Origin of the sequence: Aeromonas sp. QDB11, assembly GCF_027705265.1 — a bacterium.
Classification (GTDB): domain Bacteria; phylum Pseudomonadota; class Gammaproteobacteria; order Enterobacterales; family Aeromonadaceae; genus Aeromonas; species Aeromonas allosaccharophila.
Genome location: NZ_JAPDBM010000054.1, coordinates 18,855 through 34,525, shown reverse-complemented (window position 1 = coordinate 34,525; position 15,671 = coordinate 18,855). Strand labels below are relative to the sequence as shown.

General features: G+C 60.1%; 15 protein-coding genes and 2 tRNA genes. 10 read left to right on the top strand and 7 right to left on the bottom strand.

Features of this window, described 5'->3' with window-relative positions:
- The 3 genes from OKC40_RS16695 to rluA form a co-directional block, all read left to right on the top strand.
- On the top strand, positions 1–344 hold a 344-nt coding region (locus OKC40_RS16695; protein ID WP_270796046.1), incomplete at its 5' end, for a hypothetical protein.
- A 48-nt stretch (positions 345–392) separates the two neighbouring features.
- The gene (gene rapA, locus OKC40_RS16690) at positions 393–3,260 is read left to right on the top strand and encodes an RNA polymerase-associated protein RapA (RefSeq protein ID WP_270796043.1); all 2,868 of its coding nucleotides are present in this window, start codon (positions 393–395) and stop codon (positions 3,258–3,260) included.
- A gap of 115 nt (positions 3,261–3,375) precedes the next feature.
- Complete coding sequence (rluA, locus tag OKC40_RS16685; RefSeq protein ID WP_042081022.1) at positions 3,376–4,032, top strand: bifunctional tRNA pseudouridine(32) synthase/23S rRNA pseudouridine(746) synthase RluA; 657 nt, start codon at positions 3,376–3,378, stop codon at positions 4,030–4,032.
- 60 nt (positions 4,033–4,092) lie between these two features.
- Here rluA and OKC40_RS16680 read toward each other — a convergent pair whose 3' ends face one another.
- The 5 genes from OKC40_RS16680 to treR all read right to left on the bottom strand — a co-directional run bounded on the left by OKC40_RS16680 (position 4,093) and on the right by treR (position 9,303).
- Positions 4,093–4,281 carry a hypothetical protein gene (locus tag OKC40_RS16680; RefSeq protein ID WP_005336040.1) on the bottom strand — a complete coding sequence of 63 codons (189 nt, stop codon included), beginning with the start codon at positions 4,279–4,281 and terminating at the stop codon, positions 4,093–4,095.
- A gap of 120 nt (positions 4,282–4,401) precedes the next feature.
- The gene (locus OKC40_RS16675) at positions 4,402–5,001 is read right to left on the bottom strand and encodes a sugar O-acetyltransferase (protein WP_270796041.1); all 600 of its coding nucleotides are present in this window, start codon (positions 4,999–5,001) and stop codon (positions 4,402–4,404) included.
- 3 nt (positions 5,002–5,004) lie between these two features.
- Positions 5,005–6,666 carry an alpha,alpha-phosphotrehalase gene (gene treC / locus OKC40_RS16670; RefSeq protein ID WP_270796040.1) on the bottom strand — a complete coding sequence of 554 codons (1,662 nt, stop codon included), beginning with the start codon at positions 6,664–6,666 and terminating at the stop codon, positions 5,005–5,007.
- Positions 6,667–6,732: 66 nt separating this feature from the next.
- Positions 6,733–8,163, bottom strand: coding sequence for a PTS trehalose transporter subunit IIBC (gene treB / locus OKC40_RS16665; RefSeq protein WP_005348758.1), 1,431 nt, complete (start codon positions 8,161–8,163; stop codon positions 6,733–6,735).
- Between the two features lie 192 nt (positions 8,164–8,355).
- A complete protein-coding gene (treR, locus tag OKC40_RS16660) occupies positions 8,356–9,303 on the bottom strand; it encodes a trehalose operon repressor TreR (RefSeq protein WP_270796038.1) in 948 nt (315 codons plus the stop codon).
- 137 nt (positions 9,304–9,440) lie between these two features.
- Between treR and OKC40_RS16655 the strand changes: the two genes are divergently transcribed.
- The 7 genes from OKC40_RS16655 (at position 9,441) to pbpG (ending at position 15,146) form a co-directional block, all read left to right on the top strand.
- Entirely contained in the window at positions 9,441–10,391 is a 951-nt protein-coding gene (locus OKC40_RS16655) for an AEC family transporter (RefSeq protein WP_005336047.1), read from the top strand.
- A 164-nt stretch (positions 10,392–10,555) separates the two neighbouring features.
- Positions 10,556–10,750: a heavy-metal-associated domain-containing protein gene (locus tag OKC40_RS16650; protein WP_270796037.1), complete on the top strand. Its 195-nt coding sequence runs from the start codon at positions 10,556–10,558 to the stop codon at positions 10,748–10,750.
- Positions 10,751–10,880: 130 nt separating this feature from the next.
- Positions 10,881–11,939: an L-asparaginase 2 gene (ansB, locus tag OKC40_RS16645; protein ID WP_005348754.1), complete on the top strand. Its 1,059-nt coding sequence runs from the start codon at positions 10,881–10,883 to the stop codon at positions 11,937–11,939.
- Between the two features lie 17 nt (positions 11,940–11,956).
- Positions 11,957–12,220: a hypothetical protein gene (locus OKC40_RS16640; RefSeq protein ID WP_270796035.1), complete on the top strand. Its 264-nt coding sequence runs from the start codon at positions 11,957–11,959 to the stop codon at positions 12,218–12,220.
- Complete coding sequence (locus OKC40_RS16635) at positions 12,183–13,475, top strand: hemolysin family protein (protein WP_005336050.1); 1,293 nt, start codon at positions 12,183–12,185, stop codon at positions 13,473–13,475. Before OKC40_RS16640 ends, OKC40_RS16635 begins: the two co-directional genes overlap by 38 nt.
- 18 nt (positions 13,476–13,493) lie before the next feature.
- Positions 13,494–14,159, top strand: a complete 666-nt coding sequence (locus OKC40_RS16630; protein WP_005343012.1) for a DedA family protein — start codon at positions 13,494–13,496, stop codon at positions 14,157–14,159.
- 159 nt (positions 14,160–14,318) lie between these two features.
- On the top strand, positions 14,319–15,146 hold the full coding sequence (pbpG, locus tag OKC40_RS16625) for a D-alanyl-D-alanine endopeptidase (protein WP_005348750.1): 828 nt from the start codon (positions 14,319–14,321) through the stop codon (positions 15,144–15,146).
- 341 nt (positions 15,147–15,487) lie between these two features.
- Here the strand turns inward: pbpG and OKC40_RS16620 are convergent.
- A tRNA-Arg gene (locus tag OKC40_RS16620) sits at positions 15,488–15,564 on the bottom strand.
- 28 nt (positions 15,565–15,592) lie between these two features.
- Positions 15,593–15,669: transfer RNA gene (locus OKC40_RS16615), tRNA-Arg, on the bottom strand.
- Between the last annotated feature and the right edge of the window lie 2 nt (positions 15,670–15,671).

The window sequence follows — 15,671 nt, the reverse complement described above, 5'->3', positions numbered from 1 at the left end:
TGCTGCGGGAGTGGAATTCTACTCAACCGCCTTCTCGAGTCAAGCCTTATTTTCAAAGGCTTTTCGAGGTTATCGACGAGGTTGTTTGCGTTGCCGCTTGCCCTGTCGATGTGGCGCATTATAGGGATCTGGATCACGCTTGCAAGGGGGTTTTCGAATTAAATTCGCATTTTTGGCTCAACCGTTCACTAATCACCCAAAAAGCGCATTTATCCTGCAATAACACACTCATTTGGCGATATCGCTACCTTTATATGGTCTGGCGGCGGGAGCAGATCAAGGTTGTGGCGATTTGGTCTCTCTACATCTATATGCATGGTGATCGAGGTCACGCCTTCGGGTAACATAGCGCCCCTTTGCGATTCACACACTCTTGGGCTTTGGAGAGTTTAATGCCTTTTGCACTTGGCCAGCGTTGGATTAGTGATACAGAGACGGATCTGGGGTTGGGGACTGTCGTTGCTGTTGAAGGACGCATGGTTACCCTGTTGTTTCCGGCTACCGGTGAAAACCGCATGTATGCCAAAGAAGAGGCGCCGGTGACCCGGGTCAGCTTCAATGTGGGCGATCAGATCACCAGTCACGAAGACTGGACCATGACGGTCGAAGAAGTGCAGGAGAAAGACGGCCTGCTTATATATGTAGGTGTGCGCACCGACAATGATGAGCCCGTTGCCCTCAAGGAAGTGTTTCTCAACAACTTTATCAAGTTCAACAAGCCGCAGGATCGCCTGTTCGCCGGTCAGATCGATCGGATGTCCCGCTTCACCCTGCGCTACGAGGCGCTGGTCAACCAGCACCAGCGTCGTCGCAACCCGACTCGCGGTCTGGCCGGTGGCCGGGTCAGCCTGATCCCGCACCAGCTCTATATCGCCCACGAGGTGGGTCACCGCTACGCTCCGCGCGTACTGCTGGCCGATGAGGTGGGTCTGGGCAAGACCATCGAAGCGGGCATGATCATTCATCAGCAGCTGCTCTCCGGCCGCGCCCATCGCGTGCTCATTCTGCTGCCCGAAACGCTCCAGCATCAGTGGCTGGTCGAAATGCTGCGCCGCTTCAACCTGCACTTCTCCCTGTTTGATGAGGAGCGCTGCATCGAGGCATTTGCCGATGCGGAAAACCCCTTCGAGACCGAACAGCTGGTGATCTGCAGCCTCGACTTCCTGCGCAAGAAGCGTCGTCGCTTCGAGCAGGTGCTGGAAGCCGAGTGGGATCTGCTGGTTGTCGATGAAGCCCACCATCTGGAGTGGAGTGAAGAGGCGCCGAGCCGTGCCTATGAGATGGTGGAAGCGCTGGCCGAACAGGTGCCGGGCGTGCTGCTGCTGACCGCCACCCCGGATCAGCTGGGCCACCAGAGCCACTTTGCCCGTCTGCGCCTGCTCGATCCCGAACGTTTCTACGACTACGAGGCTTTCCTCGCCGAGGAGCAGGTCTATGGTCAGGTCGCCAGCGCCGCACAAGAGCTGCTGGATGGCGAGACCCTGAGCGAAAACGCCAAAGCCATCCTGGCCGATCAACTGACCGGTCTGGATCTCGGCGATGCCGCCGCCCGCCAGCAGGCGGTCGCCAAGCTGCTGGACCAGCACGGCACCGGCCGGGTGCTGTTCCGTAACAGCCGCGCCAATATTCAGGGCTTCCCCGAGCGTCACCTCAACGTCTACCCTATGCCGCTGCCGGAGCAGTACAAGACTGCCATCAAGGTGATGGGGATGATGGGTGGCAACGGTGGCGATCTGCAGACCCGCGCCTTGCGCTACCTCTATCCCGAGAAGATCTTCCAGCAGTTTGAAGGCGACAACGCCACCTGGACCCAGTTTGACCCGCGCGTAGAATGGTTGCTGGAGCTGCTGCTCTCAGCCCGCCAGCAGAAGGTGCTGGTGATCTGCTCCGAAGCGGCGACCGCCATCGCGCTGGAAGAGGCGCTGCGTACCCGTGAAGGGATCCGTGGTGCCGTGTTCCACGAAGGGATGTCGATCCTCGAGCGGGACAAGGCCTCCGCCTATTTTGCCCAGCAAGAGGGTGGCGCCCAGGTGCTGCTCTGCTCCGAGATCGGTTCAGAAGGTCGCAACTTCCAGTTTGCCAGTCATCTGGTGCTGTTCGATCTGCCGCTCAACCCGGATCTGCTGGAACAGCGGATCGGTCGACTGGATCGTATCGGTCAGCAGAATACCGTCGAGATCCACGTTCCCTATCTGGAGGGCACCTCCCAGCGCGCCCTGCAGCTCTGGTATCACGATGGTCTGGACGCGTTCGAACAGACCTGCCCGACTGCCCGCCCGGTATTCGAAGCGGTACGTGACGAGCTGTTCGAGCTGCTGGCCGCCAACACCGGCGATCAGGCGACCCTCGACGCCCTGCTGATCAAGACCCGCGAACTGCACGAGCCGCTCAAGGCCCGACTGGAGCAGGGCCGCGATCGCCTGCTGGAGATCCACTCCAGCGGTGGCGCCGCCGCCCAGCAGCTGGTCGACAAGCTGGCCGCTGAAGATGACGACACCGGCATGATCTCCTTCGCTCTCAAGATGTTCGACGAGATCGGCGTCAATCAGGATGACCGTGGCGAGAACGCGCTGGTGCTGACCCCCGGGGATCACATGCTGGTCTCCAGCTTCCCGGGCTTGCCGCAAGACGGCATGACCATCACCTTCGATCGCAACACAGCCCTGTCGCGGGATGACATGGCGCTGCTCTCCTGGGATCACCCCATGATGCGCGGCGGTATCGACCTGATCCTGGGCTCCGAGATCGGAGCCACCTCGGTCGCACTGCTCAAGAACAAGGCGCTGCCCATCGGCTCCATCCTGCTTGAGCTGATCTTCGTTGCCGAGTCTGCGGCCCATCCCCAGCTCTACCGCTTCATGCCGCCGACGCCGATCCGTCTGCTGATGGACAAGAACGGCCAGAATCTGGGTGAGAAAGTGGCGTTCGATGCCTTCAACCGTCAGCTGACTCCGGTCAATCGCCACCTCGGCAGCAAGCTGGTGACTGCATCCCAACCGGTGATTCACGGTCTGATTGGCAAGGGCCAGGCCATTGCCGAAGAGCTGAAAGCCGGGATTGTCGACAAGGCCCGCACCCAGATGGCGCAGACCCTGCAGCAGGATCTGGATCGTCTGGAAGCGCTCAAGGCGGTCAACCCGAACGTGCGCGACAGCGAACTGGATTATCTGCGCAATCTGCAGGCAGAATTGCACCACCTGATCGATCAGACCCAACTCAAGCTGGATGCCATCCGCTTTATCGTGGTCACCCATAACTGACAAGGTACCGACCGACAGCGGCCAGACCCAGCTCAGACTGGATACCCAAGGCCGCTTTGTCATGGTTACCCATAACTGATGGGGGCTTGCCCCCACCTTCTGATGCGAGACATTTATGTTTGAATACTCACCGCCTCTGGAACCCTGGCTCGATATCCTGTTCAAGGACAAGGACATCATGGTGGTCAACAAGCCCACTGGCCTGCTAAGCGTCCCCGGACGCGGCCCCGAGAATGAAGACAGCGTCCTGCATCGGGTGAAACAACAGCACCCCAAGGCGGCAGCAGCTCATCGCCTCGACATGTCCACCACTGGCGTCATTGTCATTCCCCTCAATCCCAACTCTCATCGGGAGCTGAGCCGGCAATTTCGCGAGCGGGAGACCGAGAAGCACTATCTCGCCTGGGTGTGGGGTGAGCCGGAAGCAGAGTCGGGTCAGGTAGATCTGCCGCTCTGCGTCGACTGGCCCAACCGCCCGAAACAGAAGGTAGACCACGAGGAGGGGCGCCACGCTCTGACCCTGTGGGAAAAACTGAAAGTGGAGAACGGCAACAGCCTGATCAAGCTGACTCCCATCACAGGTCGCTCGCACCAGTTGCGCGTCCATATGCTGGAGCTGGGGCACCCGATCCTGGGTGACAACCTCTACGCCCATCCGGATGCGCTGGCGGCTGCCCCCCATCTCTACCTGCATGCGGCCATGCTGACCATCAGCCACCCCCGCAGCGGGGAACGGATGACCTTCGAGGCGCCGGCTCCTTTCCCGGTCTGATCCCGCAAATCGCAGAGATAAAAAAGCCCCCATCGCGAGATGGGGGCTTTTTCATTAGGGTCAGACGCGAATATCGATCTTGCTTCCCAGGGAAGCGCTGGCCGATGTCGGTGCAACCGGCGCTGATTGCGCTGCGTTTTGCAGCAGCTTCAGCGCAGCTTCGCCCTCTTGGGTCTGCTGTTTCTTGGCCAGACTGGCCGTCATCAGAGCAGAACCAAACGACGCATTTGCAGAACTTGATATATCCATAGGGTTCCTCCTGCACTCAACAGTATCGGCCAAGCGGCCCCGAACATAAGCACTGAATGCAAAACAATCTGAAAGTCGCTTTTCTATCAATCAGATAGCAATAGCATTCATGGCTCCTGTTCACCGCTGGATGACGCCTTCAAGCTCCTGTGCCGTCATCGCCCGAAGCACCTTGCAAGGGTTGCCAGCCGCCACCACGTTGGCGGGCACATCTTTGATCACCACCGAACCGGCGCCGATGACGCTGTTGTCACCAATGGTGACGCCTGGGCAGATAACAGTGCTGCCGCCGATCCAGACGTTGTGACCGATCCGCACCGGCTTGCCGAATTCGACACCCTTGATACGTGGCGCCACCGCCACCGGGTGAGCGGCGGTGTAGATCTGCACCCCGGGCGCCAGCAGCACGTTGTCGCCGATGTGCACCTCGCAGACGTCGAGGATGGTGCAGCCCACGTTGGCGTAGAAGTTCTCGCCGACGAAGATATTGGCGCCATAGTCGCAAAAGAACGGCGGATTGATGGCACACTCCTGGCCGCGGCTACCGAGCAGCTCGTGAAGCAAAGCATCCCGCGCCGGTTTCTCCTGCCAGCTGGTGTTGAAGGTGTGATAGAGCCTGCGGCAGCGCTCGCGCGCCGCTTTCAGCTCGGGATCGCCCGCATCATAAGGCTCCCCCGCCACCATCTTCTGCCACTCGGCACCGCGCACCACCTTCTCCATTACCTACTCCATCAGCCAGATCAGGGATTCATAAGGGCGCAGCATACCCGATTGCGGCTGGGCCGGGCTATCCGGGTAGTTGCCGAGCAGCAGCCGACCTTGCCCGCTTTGCAGCTCGGCAGGCAAGGCAAACTCCACCGGCTCGCCGTAGAAGTTGCTCACCACCAGTAGGGTCTGACCGTTGGCGCGGCGGGCATAGGCCCAGATCTGCGGGTGCCCGGTCAGCAGCTCCTGATAATCCCCCTGAGTGAAGATGGGGTGCGCCTTGCGAAGGGCGATGAGATCCCGATAGTGCCAGAACACCGAGTTCTGGTCGGCCAGCGCCGCCTCGGCATTGATCTCGGAATAGTTGGCGGCAGGCTTGAGCCAGGGCGTTCCTTGGGTGAAACCTGCATTGGCCGCAGCGCTCCACTGCATCGGGGTGCGGGAGTTGTCGCGGGACTTGGCTCCCAGAATCGCGAGGATCTCGCTCTCGCTCATCCCTTCCGCCTGCTTGATGGCGAAGATATTACGGCTCTCCACATCCTGATAGTCATCGATGCGCTGATAGCCGGGGTTGGTCATGCCGATCTCCTCCCCCTGATAGATGTAGGGGGTGCCCTGCAAGCCGTGCAAGGTGCTGGCCAGCATCTTGGCGGCAACCACCCTATGTTCGCCCTCGTCACCGAAGCGGGAGACGATGCGCGGCTGATCGTGGTTGCACCAGAACAGCGCCGACCACCCCTTGCCATGCATGCCGCTCTGCCAGTGGTTGAAGATGCGTTTGAGTTCGAGGAAATCGAACGGCGCCTTGGTCCACTTGTCGCCGTTGGGGTAATCCACCTTCAGATGGTGGAAGTTGAACACCATGGAGAGCTCGGAGCCATCGAGGGCGCCATAGCGCTGGCAGTGCTCCAGCGAAGTAGAGGACATCTCCCCCACCGTCATGGCGCCGACAGGAGCAAACACGTCGCGGCTCACGTCCTGCAGGAATTCGTGGATGCGCGGCCCGTCGGTATAGAAGCGGCGGCCATCGCCAATCTCGTCGTTCGGGAACGCCTGATCCTTGGAGATAAGGTTGATGACGTCGAGACGGAAACCATCCACCCCCTTCTTCGCCCAGAAGTGGATGATGTTTTTCACCTCGGCGCGCACTGCAGGATTTTCCCAGTTGAGATCCGCCTGCTCGCGGGCAAACAGGTGCAGGTAGTACTGGCCGGTGGCTGCATCCAGCTCCCAGGCGCTGCCACCAAACTTGGATTGCCAGTTGTTCGGCACACAGCCATCCACCGGATCGCGCCAGATGTAGTAGTCGCGGTAGGGGCTGTATTTATCCCCCAGAGCCGACTTGAACCAGGCGTGCTCGGTGGAGGTGTGGTTCACCACGATATCCATCACGATGCGGATATCGCGCGCGTGGGCGGCGGCCAGCAGCGCCTCGAAATCATCCATGGTGCCGTAGGCGGGATCGATGGCGTAGTAGTCGGCGATGTCGTAGCCGTTGTCCACCTGCGGGGAGACGTAGACAGGGGTCAGCCAGAGGGCATCGACGCCCAAGGTCTTGAGATAGTCGAGGCGGGCCATGATCCCCTTGAGGTCGCCGGTGCCACGGGCAGCGGAATCCTGAAAGCTCTTGGGGTAAATCTGGTAAATCACGGCACTCTGCCACCAGGGTGTTTGGCTCATGGGTCTTTCTCTTGTCTCGAATAGAAAATGGAGAGGGCGACCCACGGGTCGCCCTGATAATCAGTGTCAGGCGCTGGCTTGGGTCAACTTGCCAGCGGCTTGCTGGCGCTTGTAGACCAGCAAGGTCAGCACCACCGGCACCACGATGGCGACCAGCATGGCGATGGCAAACACCGCCCAGTATTGCGGCTGGATGGAGAGGATGCCGGGCAGGCCGCCTACCCCGATGCCGTTGGCCATCACCCCGGCGAAACCGCAGATGAGGGCGGCAAGGCTGGACCCCACCATGGCGCACAACATGGGGAACTTGTACTTGAGGTTGATACCGTACATGGCCGGTTCGGTCACCCCGAGGTAGGCGGAGATGGCGGCAGGTACCGAGATCTCCCGTTCGTTCTCCTTGCGGCTAATCAAAATGATGCCGACGACCGCAGACGCCTGCGCAATGTTGGAGAGCGCGATCAACGGCCAAATCGGGGTGCCGCCCATGCTCTGCATCAATTGCAGATCCACCGCGTTGGTGGTGTGGTGAATGCCGGTAATAACCAGCGGTGCGTAGAGGAAACCGAACAAGGCAGCGCCGATGGGAGCAAAGGAGCCGGTCATGGCAGCCTTGGCAGCGAAACCGACGCCATCACCAATCCAGCGACCGAACGGGCCGATAAAGGCGTGGGCCACGATCACTGCCAGCAACAGCGAGACAAACGGCACAATCACCAGATAGAGATAGGCCGGAATGATCCGCTTGAGGTTGGTCTCAACCCAGGCCAGGAAGACACCCGCCAGCAGCGCCGGAATGACCTGGGCCTGATAACCCACCTTCTGGATCACAAACAGGCCGAAGTCCCACACCTCGGGAGTCTGCTGACCAATGCCGTAGGCGTTCATCAACTGCGGTGACACCAGCGTCACCCCCAGCACGATACCCAGGATCTCGGAGCCGCCCATCTTCTTCACTGCAGACCAGCAGACACCGACCGGCAGGAAGTGGAAAATCGCCTCGCCCAGCAGCCAGAGGAAGGCGTGTACCTGAGCCCAGAACTGGCTGATCTCGGTGAGGGTGTGAGTACCATCGTCGAACATCTTGATGTCGCCGATGACGTTGCGAAAGCCCAGGATCAGACCGCCGGTGATGATGGCGGGCAGCAGCGGAACGAAGATCTCCGCCAGATGGGAAATGCCCCGCTCCAGCGGGTTCATGTTCTGGCGGGCCGCCTGCTTGGCGGTCTCCTTGCTGCCGCCGCTGACGCCGAGCTGCTCGGTCAGCGCCTTGTACCACTGCTCTACCTCGTTGCCGATCACCACCTGGAACTGACCGCCCTGGGTGAAGCTTCCCTTCACCGCCGGAATGGTCTCGATGGCCTTGCTGTCGGCCTTGGCCGGATCGTTCAGGACGAAGCGCAACCGGGTCAGGCAGTGGCTGACGGTGGCGATGTTCTCCTTGCCGCCGATCTTGTCGATCAGGGTGGCAAGCTGCTGTGCGTTGATCTTGGACATGGGTCTTCCCTCTGTGACGCCATTGAATAGTGGTCTGTATCGCCCTTTTGAGCCAGTCTGTCGGCCGGAGCGTTTTTGGTATCGTTCCCATTTAGCATGCCGACAATCTGGCCAGATCGAAATGGGAACGTTCCCAATTCGTGGCCAGCGTCACAAAAAGCATACTTTTTGTTCAGTCGGAAGTGATGGGGCTCACAGGGTTCGACAGGGGGCGATTGTCACCTGCGGGAGTTGCTCCTGCTCAATCTGGCCGAGCAGCTGACGCGCTGCCTGCTCCCCCGCCCCCTTGTAGCCCAGATCGAGACTAAGGGCGTTGGGGAAGAGGAAGCTGAGCATGGGGTTGTTGCCAAGGCCGGTCACCAGCACCTCGCTACGCCCCTGTTCTTGCAGGTATTTTGCCGCACCGATGGCGAGGGTGTCGCTGGCGCAGACCAGCGCCTGGGTGAAGGGGGTAAGCAGCTCGGCCGCCAGCCGGTAGCCGCTCTGCAGGCTGAGATCGCCGAGGGCGCTACGCGGGCGCAAACCCTGCTCTGCGCAGTAAGCGAGATAGGCGTCGAGGCGGCGTTGGCCGGTGGTGAGATCCGAGGCATCCACCCCCAGATAGGCGATATCGCGGGCGCCACGGCTTGCCAGCTGCGCCAGCATGGTGCGCACCGCACCGGCGTCGTCGAAGCAGACCGAGGAGAAACCGGGATATTCACGAGCGACCAGCACCAGCTTCTCTTTCAGCGGCGCCATAGCGGCATAGTCCAAGTTATTGAAGGCGAACAGGATAATGCCATCCACCCCGCGCCGCTCCAGCACCGCCAGATGCTCTTGTACCTTGGCGGGGGAGAACTTGCTCTCCATCAGCACGGCATCGTAGCCGCGCTGGTAGAGGGTCTCCAGCATGCCGCGCACCGCCTGATTCTCCGAGCTGGAGTCGAGCCGCGAGACGATGATCCCCACCACCTGCTGGCTCTGGCTGCGCATGGCCCGCGCCGACTTGCTCGGCACGAAGCCATGTTCGGCGATGACCTGCTCCACCCGCTCGCGGGTCTCCTGCTTCACCTTGGGATCCTGATTGAGCACCCGGGAGACGGTCGACTTGCCGACGCCGCTCAGTCTGGCGATATCGAGGATGGTCAGTTTCTTGTCCATGAATTGGCTCACAGGAGGCTAGGCGGTGGAATTGCCCACATTGTTGTGATTAACCCCTGTGAATACAAGCCCATGGCGTTAGAATGCCCTTTTTGCCCCGCCGTCAGGGTGTGTGGGCACAGCACAGGATGCCCATCATGGATCTGCTGGCCAGTCTGCTCTTCTCCCTCTCCATCACAGGCCCCATCTGCGTGGTGCTGCTGCTCGGCATCTTGCTCAAGCGGTTGGGGCTGCTGCCGGATCCCTTTACCGAATCCGCCTCGCGACTGGTGTTTCAGGTCACCCTGCCCGCTCTGCTCTTTCTCAGTATTCTCGGTACCAACTTCGCCACCATGCCGAGCCTCTGGTTTATCGGCTATGGCCTGCTCGCCACCGTTATCAGCTATCTGGTGCTGGAGCTGCTGGCCGGGCGTTTTATCGGGGAGCAGCGGCTGCGCGGCATCTTCGTGCAGGGGAGCTTTCGCGGCAACAGCGCCATTATCGGGCTCGCCTATGTGCAGAACGCTTACGGCCACGAGGGATTGGGGGCGGCGGCCTTCTATGTCGGCGCGGTGACCGTGCTCTACAACATTCTCGCGGTGATCACCCTCACCCGCAGTCTCGGTGGCGCCACCGGCATTCGCCCCATCCTGCTCGGCATCATCAAGAATCCGTTGATCATCGCCATTGTGGCGGCGCTCCCCTTTACCCTGCTCGGTATCAAGATGCCGCAACTGCTGCTCACCACCGGCAGCTACTTCGCCAACATGACGTTACCGCTGGCGCTGCTCTGCACCGGCGCCTCCCTCAGCCTGGATGCTCTGCGTGGTGGTGCAGCCATTGCGGGCTGGGCAAGCATCATGCGGCTCTGTCTCATTCCGGCTGCGTTCACTCTTGGGGCTGCCCTGCTCGGCTTCAGCCATCTGGAGCTGGGTATTCTGTTCCTCATCAGCGCTACCCCGACTGCCGCCGCCAGCTATGTGATGACCCGTGCCATGGGGGGCGACAGCGTGCTGGCAGCGAACATCATCGCCACCACCACCCTCGGTTCGCTGGTCACTACCAGCCTCGGGGCAACTCTGATGAATTACCTCGGTCTTATGTACTGACCCTGCCCGAGGAAACTGCCAACCTCATCGCCACCACGAACCTTGGCTCCCATACACCGGCAGGGAGCCATCCTGATGAACTATCTGGGTCTTATGTACTGACGGCTTGACCTTGCCGGAGGCGGCAGCTTTAGGCTGGCGCCCATCAACAGAGGAGATATTCCATGACCATCGAACTCACCGTGTCCGGCATGTCCTGTGGTGGCTGCGCCGCCAGTCTGCAAAAAGCGCTGCTGGCCCAGCCTGCGGTCACCACCGCAACCGTCGATTTCACCAGCTGCAAGGCCGTCATCGAGAGCGAGCTGAGCAAGGCCGAGCTGATCGCCCTGATCGAAGCCAAGGGTTTCTCTGCGAGTTAAATTATCTCCATAGAGGTATAAAACAGGTTAAAAATCTGTACTCACCTGTCTTTTGGTGAGTTTTATCACAGACCGGGGTTATTAAACGGGCAAACTTGCTGCGATTATTCCAACCATAAGGATTTGCAGCATGACCCTACCGATCCGCAAGACCCTGCTCGCCGCCGTCGTCGGCCTGACCCTCTCCCCCATGGCCATGGCGCTGCCCAACGTCCATATTCTGGCAACCGGCGGCACCATTGCCGGGGCAGGCCAGTCGGCTACCCAGTCCAACTACGAGGCTGGCAAGGTGGCCATCGAAACCCTGATCGCCGCCGTGCCCGAGATGAAGAACGTGGCCGATGTGCAGGGTGAGCAGGTGGTCAAGATCGGCTCCCAGGACATGAACGACGAGGTGTGGCTCAAGCTGGCCAAGCGGGTCAACGAGCTGCTGGCCAAGGATGACGTGGATGGCATCGTCATTACCCACGGCACCGACACCATGGAAGAGACCGCCTACTTCCTCAATCTGACCGTCAAGAGCGACAAGCCGGTGGTGCTGGTCGGCGCCATGCGCCCCTCCACCGCCATGAGTGCCGATGGCCCGCTCAACCTCTACAACGCCGTAGTGACCGCCTCCGACCCCGCCTCCAAGGGCCGTGGCGTGATGGTGGCGATGAACGACACAGTGCTGGATGCCCGCGACGTCACCAAGACCAACACCACAGGCGTGCAGACCTTCGCTTCCCCCAACTTTGGCCCGCTGGGTTACATCCACAACGGCAAGATCGACTATCAGCGCAGCCCGGCCCGTCTGCACACCAGCAAGACGCCGTTTGACGTGAGCAAGCTCGACAAGCTGCCGCAAGTGGGCATCGTCTACAGCTACGCCAACGCCACCGACTTGCCAGCCAAGGCGATGGTGGATGCCAAGTTCGACGGCATCGTCAGCGCCGGGGTGGGCAACGGCAACCTCTACCACACCCTGTTCGATACCCTGGCCAAGGCGAGCAAGGACGGTATCCGTGTCGTGCGCTCCGCCCGCGTACCGACCGGCGCCACCACCCTGGATGCCGAGATCGATGATGCCAAGTACGGCTTCGTGGCCTCCGGCACTCTCAACCCGCAGAAAGCGCGGGTGCTGCTGATGCTCTCCCTGACCCAGAGCAAGGATCCGGCCCAGATCCAGCGCTGGTTCCAACAGTTCTGATAACGGTTGTCTGAACCATGACAAGCAAGGGCGGGACTTCCCGCCCTTTTCCCTCCTGCAATGCTGCCTCGCCCATTACGCCGTTTGACGGGGTCGCCCCTCCCTTTTCCGGCCATCTTTTTCAGCCATCCCAGAGCGCTGTCATCAAATTAGCGAGCCGGATCACCCGCTTTCACAAGCGCATCGCCGCCAAATTCATTACACTGCCAGCGATCTTATCCACTCAAGGAGTGCTGTTGCTGTATGGAAATATTGATCCTGCTGGGATTGATTTTGCTTAATGGCGTCTTCGCCATGTCAGAAATCGCCATCGTCACCGCACGCAAGGCTCGCCTCGGCAAGCTTGCCTCTGAAGGCAACCGCTCCGCCGCCATTGCCCTCAAACTGGGCGAAGACCCGACCCATTTTCTCTCTGCCGTCCAAATCGGCATCACCAGCATAGGTCTGCTCAACGGTATCTACGGGGAATCCCTGCTGGCCCAGCCCTTCTCCCTCTGGTTGCAGGAGTGGGGGCTCCCGGCCAAGAGTAGTGGCCTGATCGCCACCATCATAGTGGTGGTGGTGGTTACTTATCTCTCCATTGTGGTGGGGGAGCTGGTGCCCAAGCGGCTCGGCCAGCTCAATGCCGAACGCATCGCCTGTCTGGTGGCCCGCCCCATGCACTGGCTCGCCACCCTGACACGCCCCTTCGTCTGGCTGCTGTCGGCCTCTACCAATGCCAGCCTGCGGCTACTGCGGGTCAACCAGAACGGCAGCGCCAACGTTACCGAGGAGGAGATCCACGCCATGCTGGTGGAAGGATCGGAAGCCGGGGTGATCGAGGATCATGAACACACCATGCTGCGCAACGTCTTCCGTCTCGACGAGCGCAGCCTCTCCTCCCTGATGGTGCCGCGCAGCGATATCCGCTATCTGGATCTGGCACTGCCGCTGGAGACCAACCTGCAGCGGCTGGTGGAGTATCGCCACAGCTATTTTCCGGTCTGCGACGGCAACCTGTCAGAATTGGTGGGTATCATCAATGTCAGCAAGGTGCTGCACGCCTATATCAAGGGGGAGCCCATCGATCTGGCAGCCCTGACCCAGGAGGGCAGCTTGCTGCCCGAGACCCTCAACGGCGTCGAGCTGCTCAACCACTTCCGCACCCACAGCGAACAGATGGCGCTGGTGGTGGACGAATATGGCGAGTTGCAGGGACTGGTCACCCAGCAGGATCTGCTGGAGGCGCTGGCGGGGGATTTCCAGCAGGAGGATGGCGAGGACAACTGGGCATTCCGGCGCGCCGACGGCAGCTGGCTGCTCGATGGCCTGATCCCGCTGCCGGAGTTGAAGGACTGTCTGGAGCTGGTTCGTCTGCCAGAAGAAGAAAAACATCACTATCACACCCTCGGAGGGCTTATCATGCTGCTCCTTGGTCGTGTTCCACAAACCGGAGACCTGGTGACACTGGAACAGTGGCAACTGGAAATTGTTGACATGGATGGCCTGCGCATCGACAAGGTGCTCGCCATGCCCTTGACCGATCAACCCAGCTAACCTGCGGAGTTTGCAAGTATGGAGCAGTTTTACCAACTGGCTCACGCCTTTATGAATCACGATCTGAACACACTTTCCGATCCCAAGATGGCCTTCATGATCTGTGGTGTGATTCTGACGTTTCTGGTACTGGAAAACGGATTCATCCCTACCGCCTTTCTGCCCGGTGACAGCCTGCTGATCCTCACCGGCGTACTCATCTATCAGGATGTATTGTCTCTCGGGGTGATCCCGCTGTTGATCATGGCCACCTTTGTCGGTACCTGGCTCGGTTACATGCAGGGGCGCTTTCTCGGCCACACCCAGCTCTACCATCGGCTGATGTCCCACGTGGAAGAGCGACACCAGCAGAAGGTCTACCACCTGCTGGACAAGTACGGGATCATCACCCTGATCACCGCGCGCTATATCGCCTTCGTGCGCACCGCCTACCCCTATATCGTGGGTGCCACCGAACTGCCGCAGGGGCGCTTCCTCATCGTCAATCTGATCAGCTCCATCATGTGGATCTGCCCGCTGGTCGGGTTTGGCTACTACCTGAGCCACACCAAGCTGGCCGCCGAATACCAGACCCAGTTCTTCAACATCATCATCTATCTGCCGGTGGCCCTGCTGGTGGGTGGCATGGTGGCGCTGGTCTGGCGCTGGATCAGCAAACGCAGGGCCGCGCAGCCGCGGGATTGACCCCTCGCCCAACGCCCGACCCGAAAGCCCTCGCCAGAGGGCTTTTTTGATCGCCAATTTTGCGCAAATAGCAGAAATAGTCCCGCTCGGCCCTTGTAAAGCCGGGGTAAAAATGAGTGAATCTAGCGCCTTTTTTTGGATGGGAATGGAGTCGGTTGTATGTGGTGTCGGATTCGCGCAGCAGCGCTGGTTGTCGGGTTGATGGGAATGCTGGGATTGCCTGCGGTCAGCGCGGCACCCAACCCTGCCAAACTGGAAGTACGCTCGAGCAGCGCCCTGGTCGTGGATGTAAAAACGGGCAAGACGCTCTACCAGAAGAATGCCACCAAGGTGCGTCCTATCGCCTCCCTCACCAAGCTGATGACAGCGCTGGTGGTGCTGGATGCCAAACAGAATCTCAACCAGACCATCACGGTCGACAAGAACGATCTGGATCGGGTCAAACACACTCACTCCCGCATCCGCATGGGCACCAAGGTGACCCGCCGCGACGCCCTGCATCTGGCATTGATGTCCTCCGAAAACCGGATGGCCTCGGCACTGGCGCGTCACTATCCGGGCGGTCGCAGCGCCTTCGTGCGAGCCATGAACAACAAGGCTAGACAGCTGGGTATGCGTAATACCCACTTCTACGACTCCACCGGCCTCTCCACCCGCAACGTCTCCACCGCCCAGGATCTCGGCAAGCTGGCCGCCGCCGCCTATCGTCAGCCGCTGATCCGTCAGTTCACTCAGGATGAGAACCGGGAGATGCGCTTCAGCGCCCCCGCCTACAGCCTGATGTTCAACAACACCAACCCGCTGGTGAAAAATCCGGATTGGGACGTACGCCTCTCCAAGACCGGCTTCACTGACGAAGCGGGGCGCTGTCTGGTGATGCGCGCCAAACCGGACAGCCGCGAGCTCGCTATCGTGCTGCTCAACTCGGTGGGCAAACGCACCCCTATCGGCGATGCCAACCGCATTCGCAAATGGCTGAAAAGCTGAGTAAATATCTCAACACAAAAGGATGCTGCGGCATCCTTTTTTATTGCCCGCAGAGCGCCTCAGCAGGCTTTGCAGGAGTTGATAGCCAAACCCTGAGTGATGAGCTGCGCGGCATCTGCCGTTGCAACAGCAGGCATACAAAGCGCCTATAGATTAGGCAAAGGGTGGTGAGGCGGGGCAACGATCAGAAGAACTGTGCGCAATCACAGAAAGGGGAAGAAATAAGGACAAGAACAGACTGGATAGCCATCCAGCCGCTATAACGCGAACACGGATCCGCACCAAAGAGTTAAATGTCGCCCATAAAAAAACAGCCCCGACCGAAGTCGAGGCTGTCTGTATGGTGCGCCCGAGAGGATTCGAACCTCTGACCACCTGGTTCGTAGCCAGGTACTCTATCCAGCTGAGCTACGGGCGCTCATAAACTTTTGGTACTGCTTGAAATATGGTGCGCCCGAGAGGATTCGAACCTCTGACCACCTGGTTCGTAGCCAGGTACTCTATCCAGCTGAGCTACGGGCGCTC

Coding starts and splice junctions, on each gene's coding strand:
- rapA (WP_270796043.1), top strand. CDS start 393: ATGCCTTTTGCACTTGGCCAGCGTTGGATTAGTGATACAGAGACGGAT.
- rluA (WP_042081022.1), top strand. CDS start 3,376: ATGTTTGAATACTCACCGCCTCTGGAACCCTGGCTCGATATCCTGTTC.
- OKC40_RS16680 (WP_005336040.1), bottom strand. CDS start 4,281: ATGGATATATCAAGTTCTGCAAATGCGTCGTTTGGTTCTGCTCTGATG.
- OKC40_RS16675 (WP_270796041.1), bottom strand. CDS start 5,001: ATGGAGAAGGTGGTGCGCGGTGCCGAGTGGCAGAAGATGGTGGCGGGG.
- treC (WP_270796040.1), bottom strand. CDS start 6,666: ATGAGCCAAACACCCTGGTGGCAGAGTGCCGTGATTTACCAGATTTAC.
- treB (WP_005348758.1), bottom strand. CDS start 8,163: ATGTCCAAGATCAACGCACAGCAGCTTGCCACCCTGATCGACAAGATC.
- treR (WP_270796038.1), bottom strand. CDS start 9,303: ATGGACAAGAAACTGACCATCCTCGATATCGCCAGACTGAGCGGCGTC.
- OKC40_RS16655 (WP_005336047.1), top strand. CDS start 9,441: ATGGATCTGCTGGCCAGTCTGCTCTTCTCCCTCTCCATCACAGGCCCC.
- OKC40_RS16650 (WP_270796037.1), top strand. CDS start 10,556: ATGACCATCGAACTCACCGTGTCCGGCATGTCCTGTGGTGGCTGCGCC.
- ansB (WP_005348754.1), top strand. CDS start 10,881: ATGACCCTACCGATCCGCAAGACCCTGCTCGCCGCCGTCGTCGGCCTG.
- OKC40_RS16640 (WP_270796035.1), top strand. CDS start 11,957: ATGACAAGCAAGGGCGGGACTTCCCGCCCTTTTCCCTCCTGCAATGCT.
- OKC40_RS16635 (WP_005336050.1), top strand. CDS start 12,183: ATGGAAATATTGATCCTGCTGGGATTGATTTTGCTTAATGGCGTCTTC.
- OKC40_RS16630 (WP_005343012.1), top strand. CDS start 13,494: ATGGAGCAGTTTTACCAACTGGCTCACGCCTTTATGAATCACGATCTG.
- pbpG (WP_005348750.1), top strand. CDS start 14,319: ATGTGGTGTCGGATTCGCGCAGCAGCGCTGGTTGTCGGGTTGATGGGA.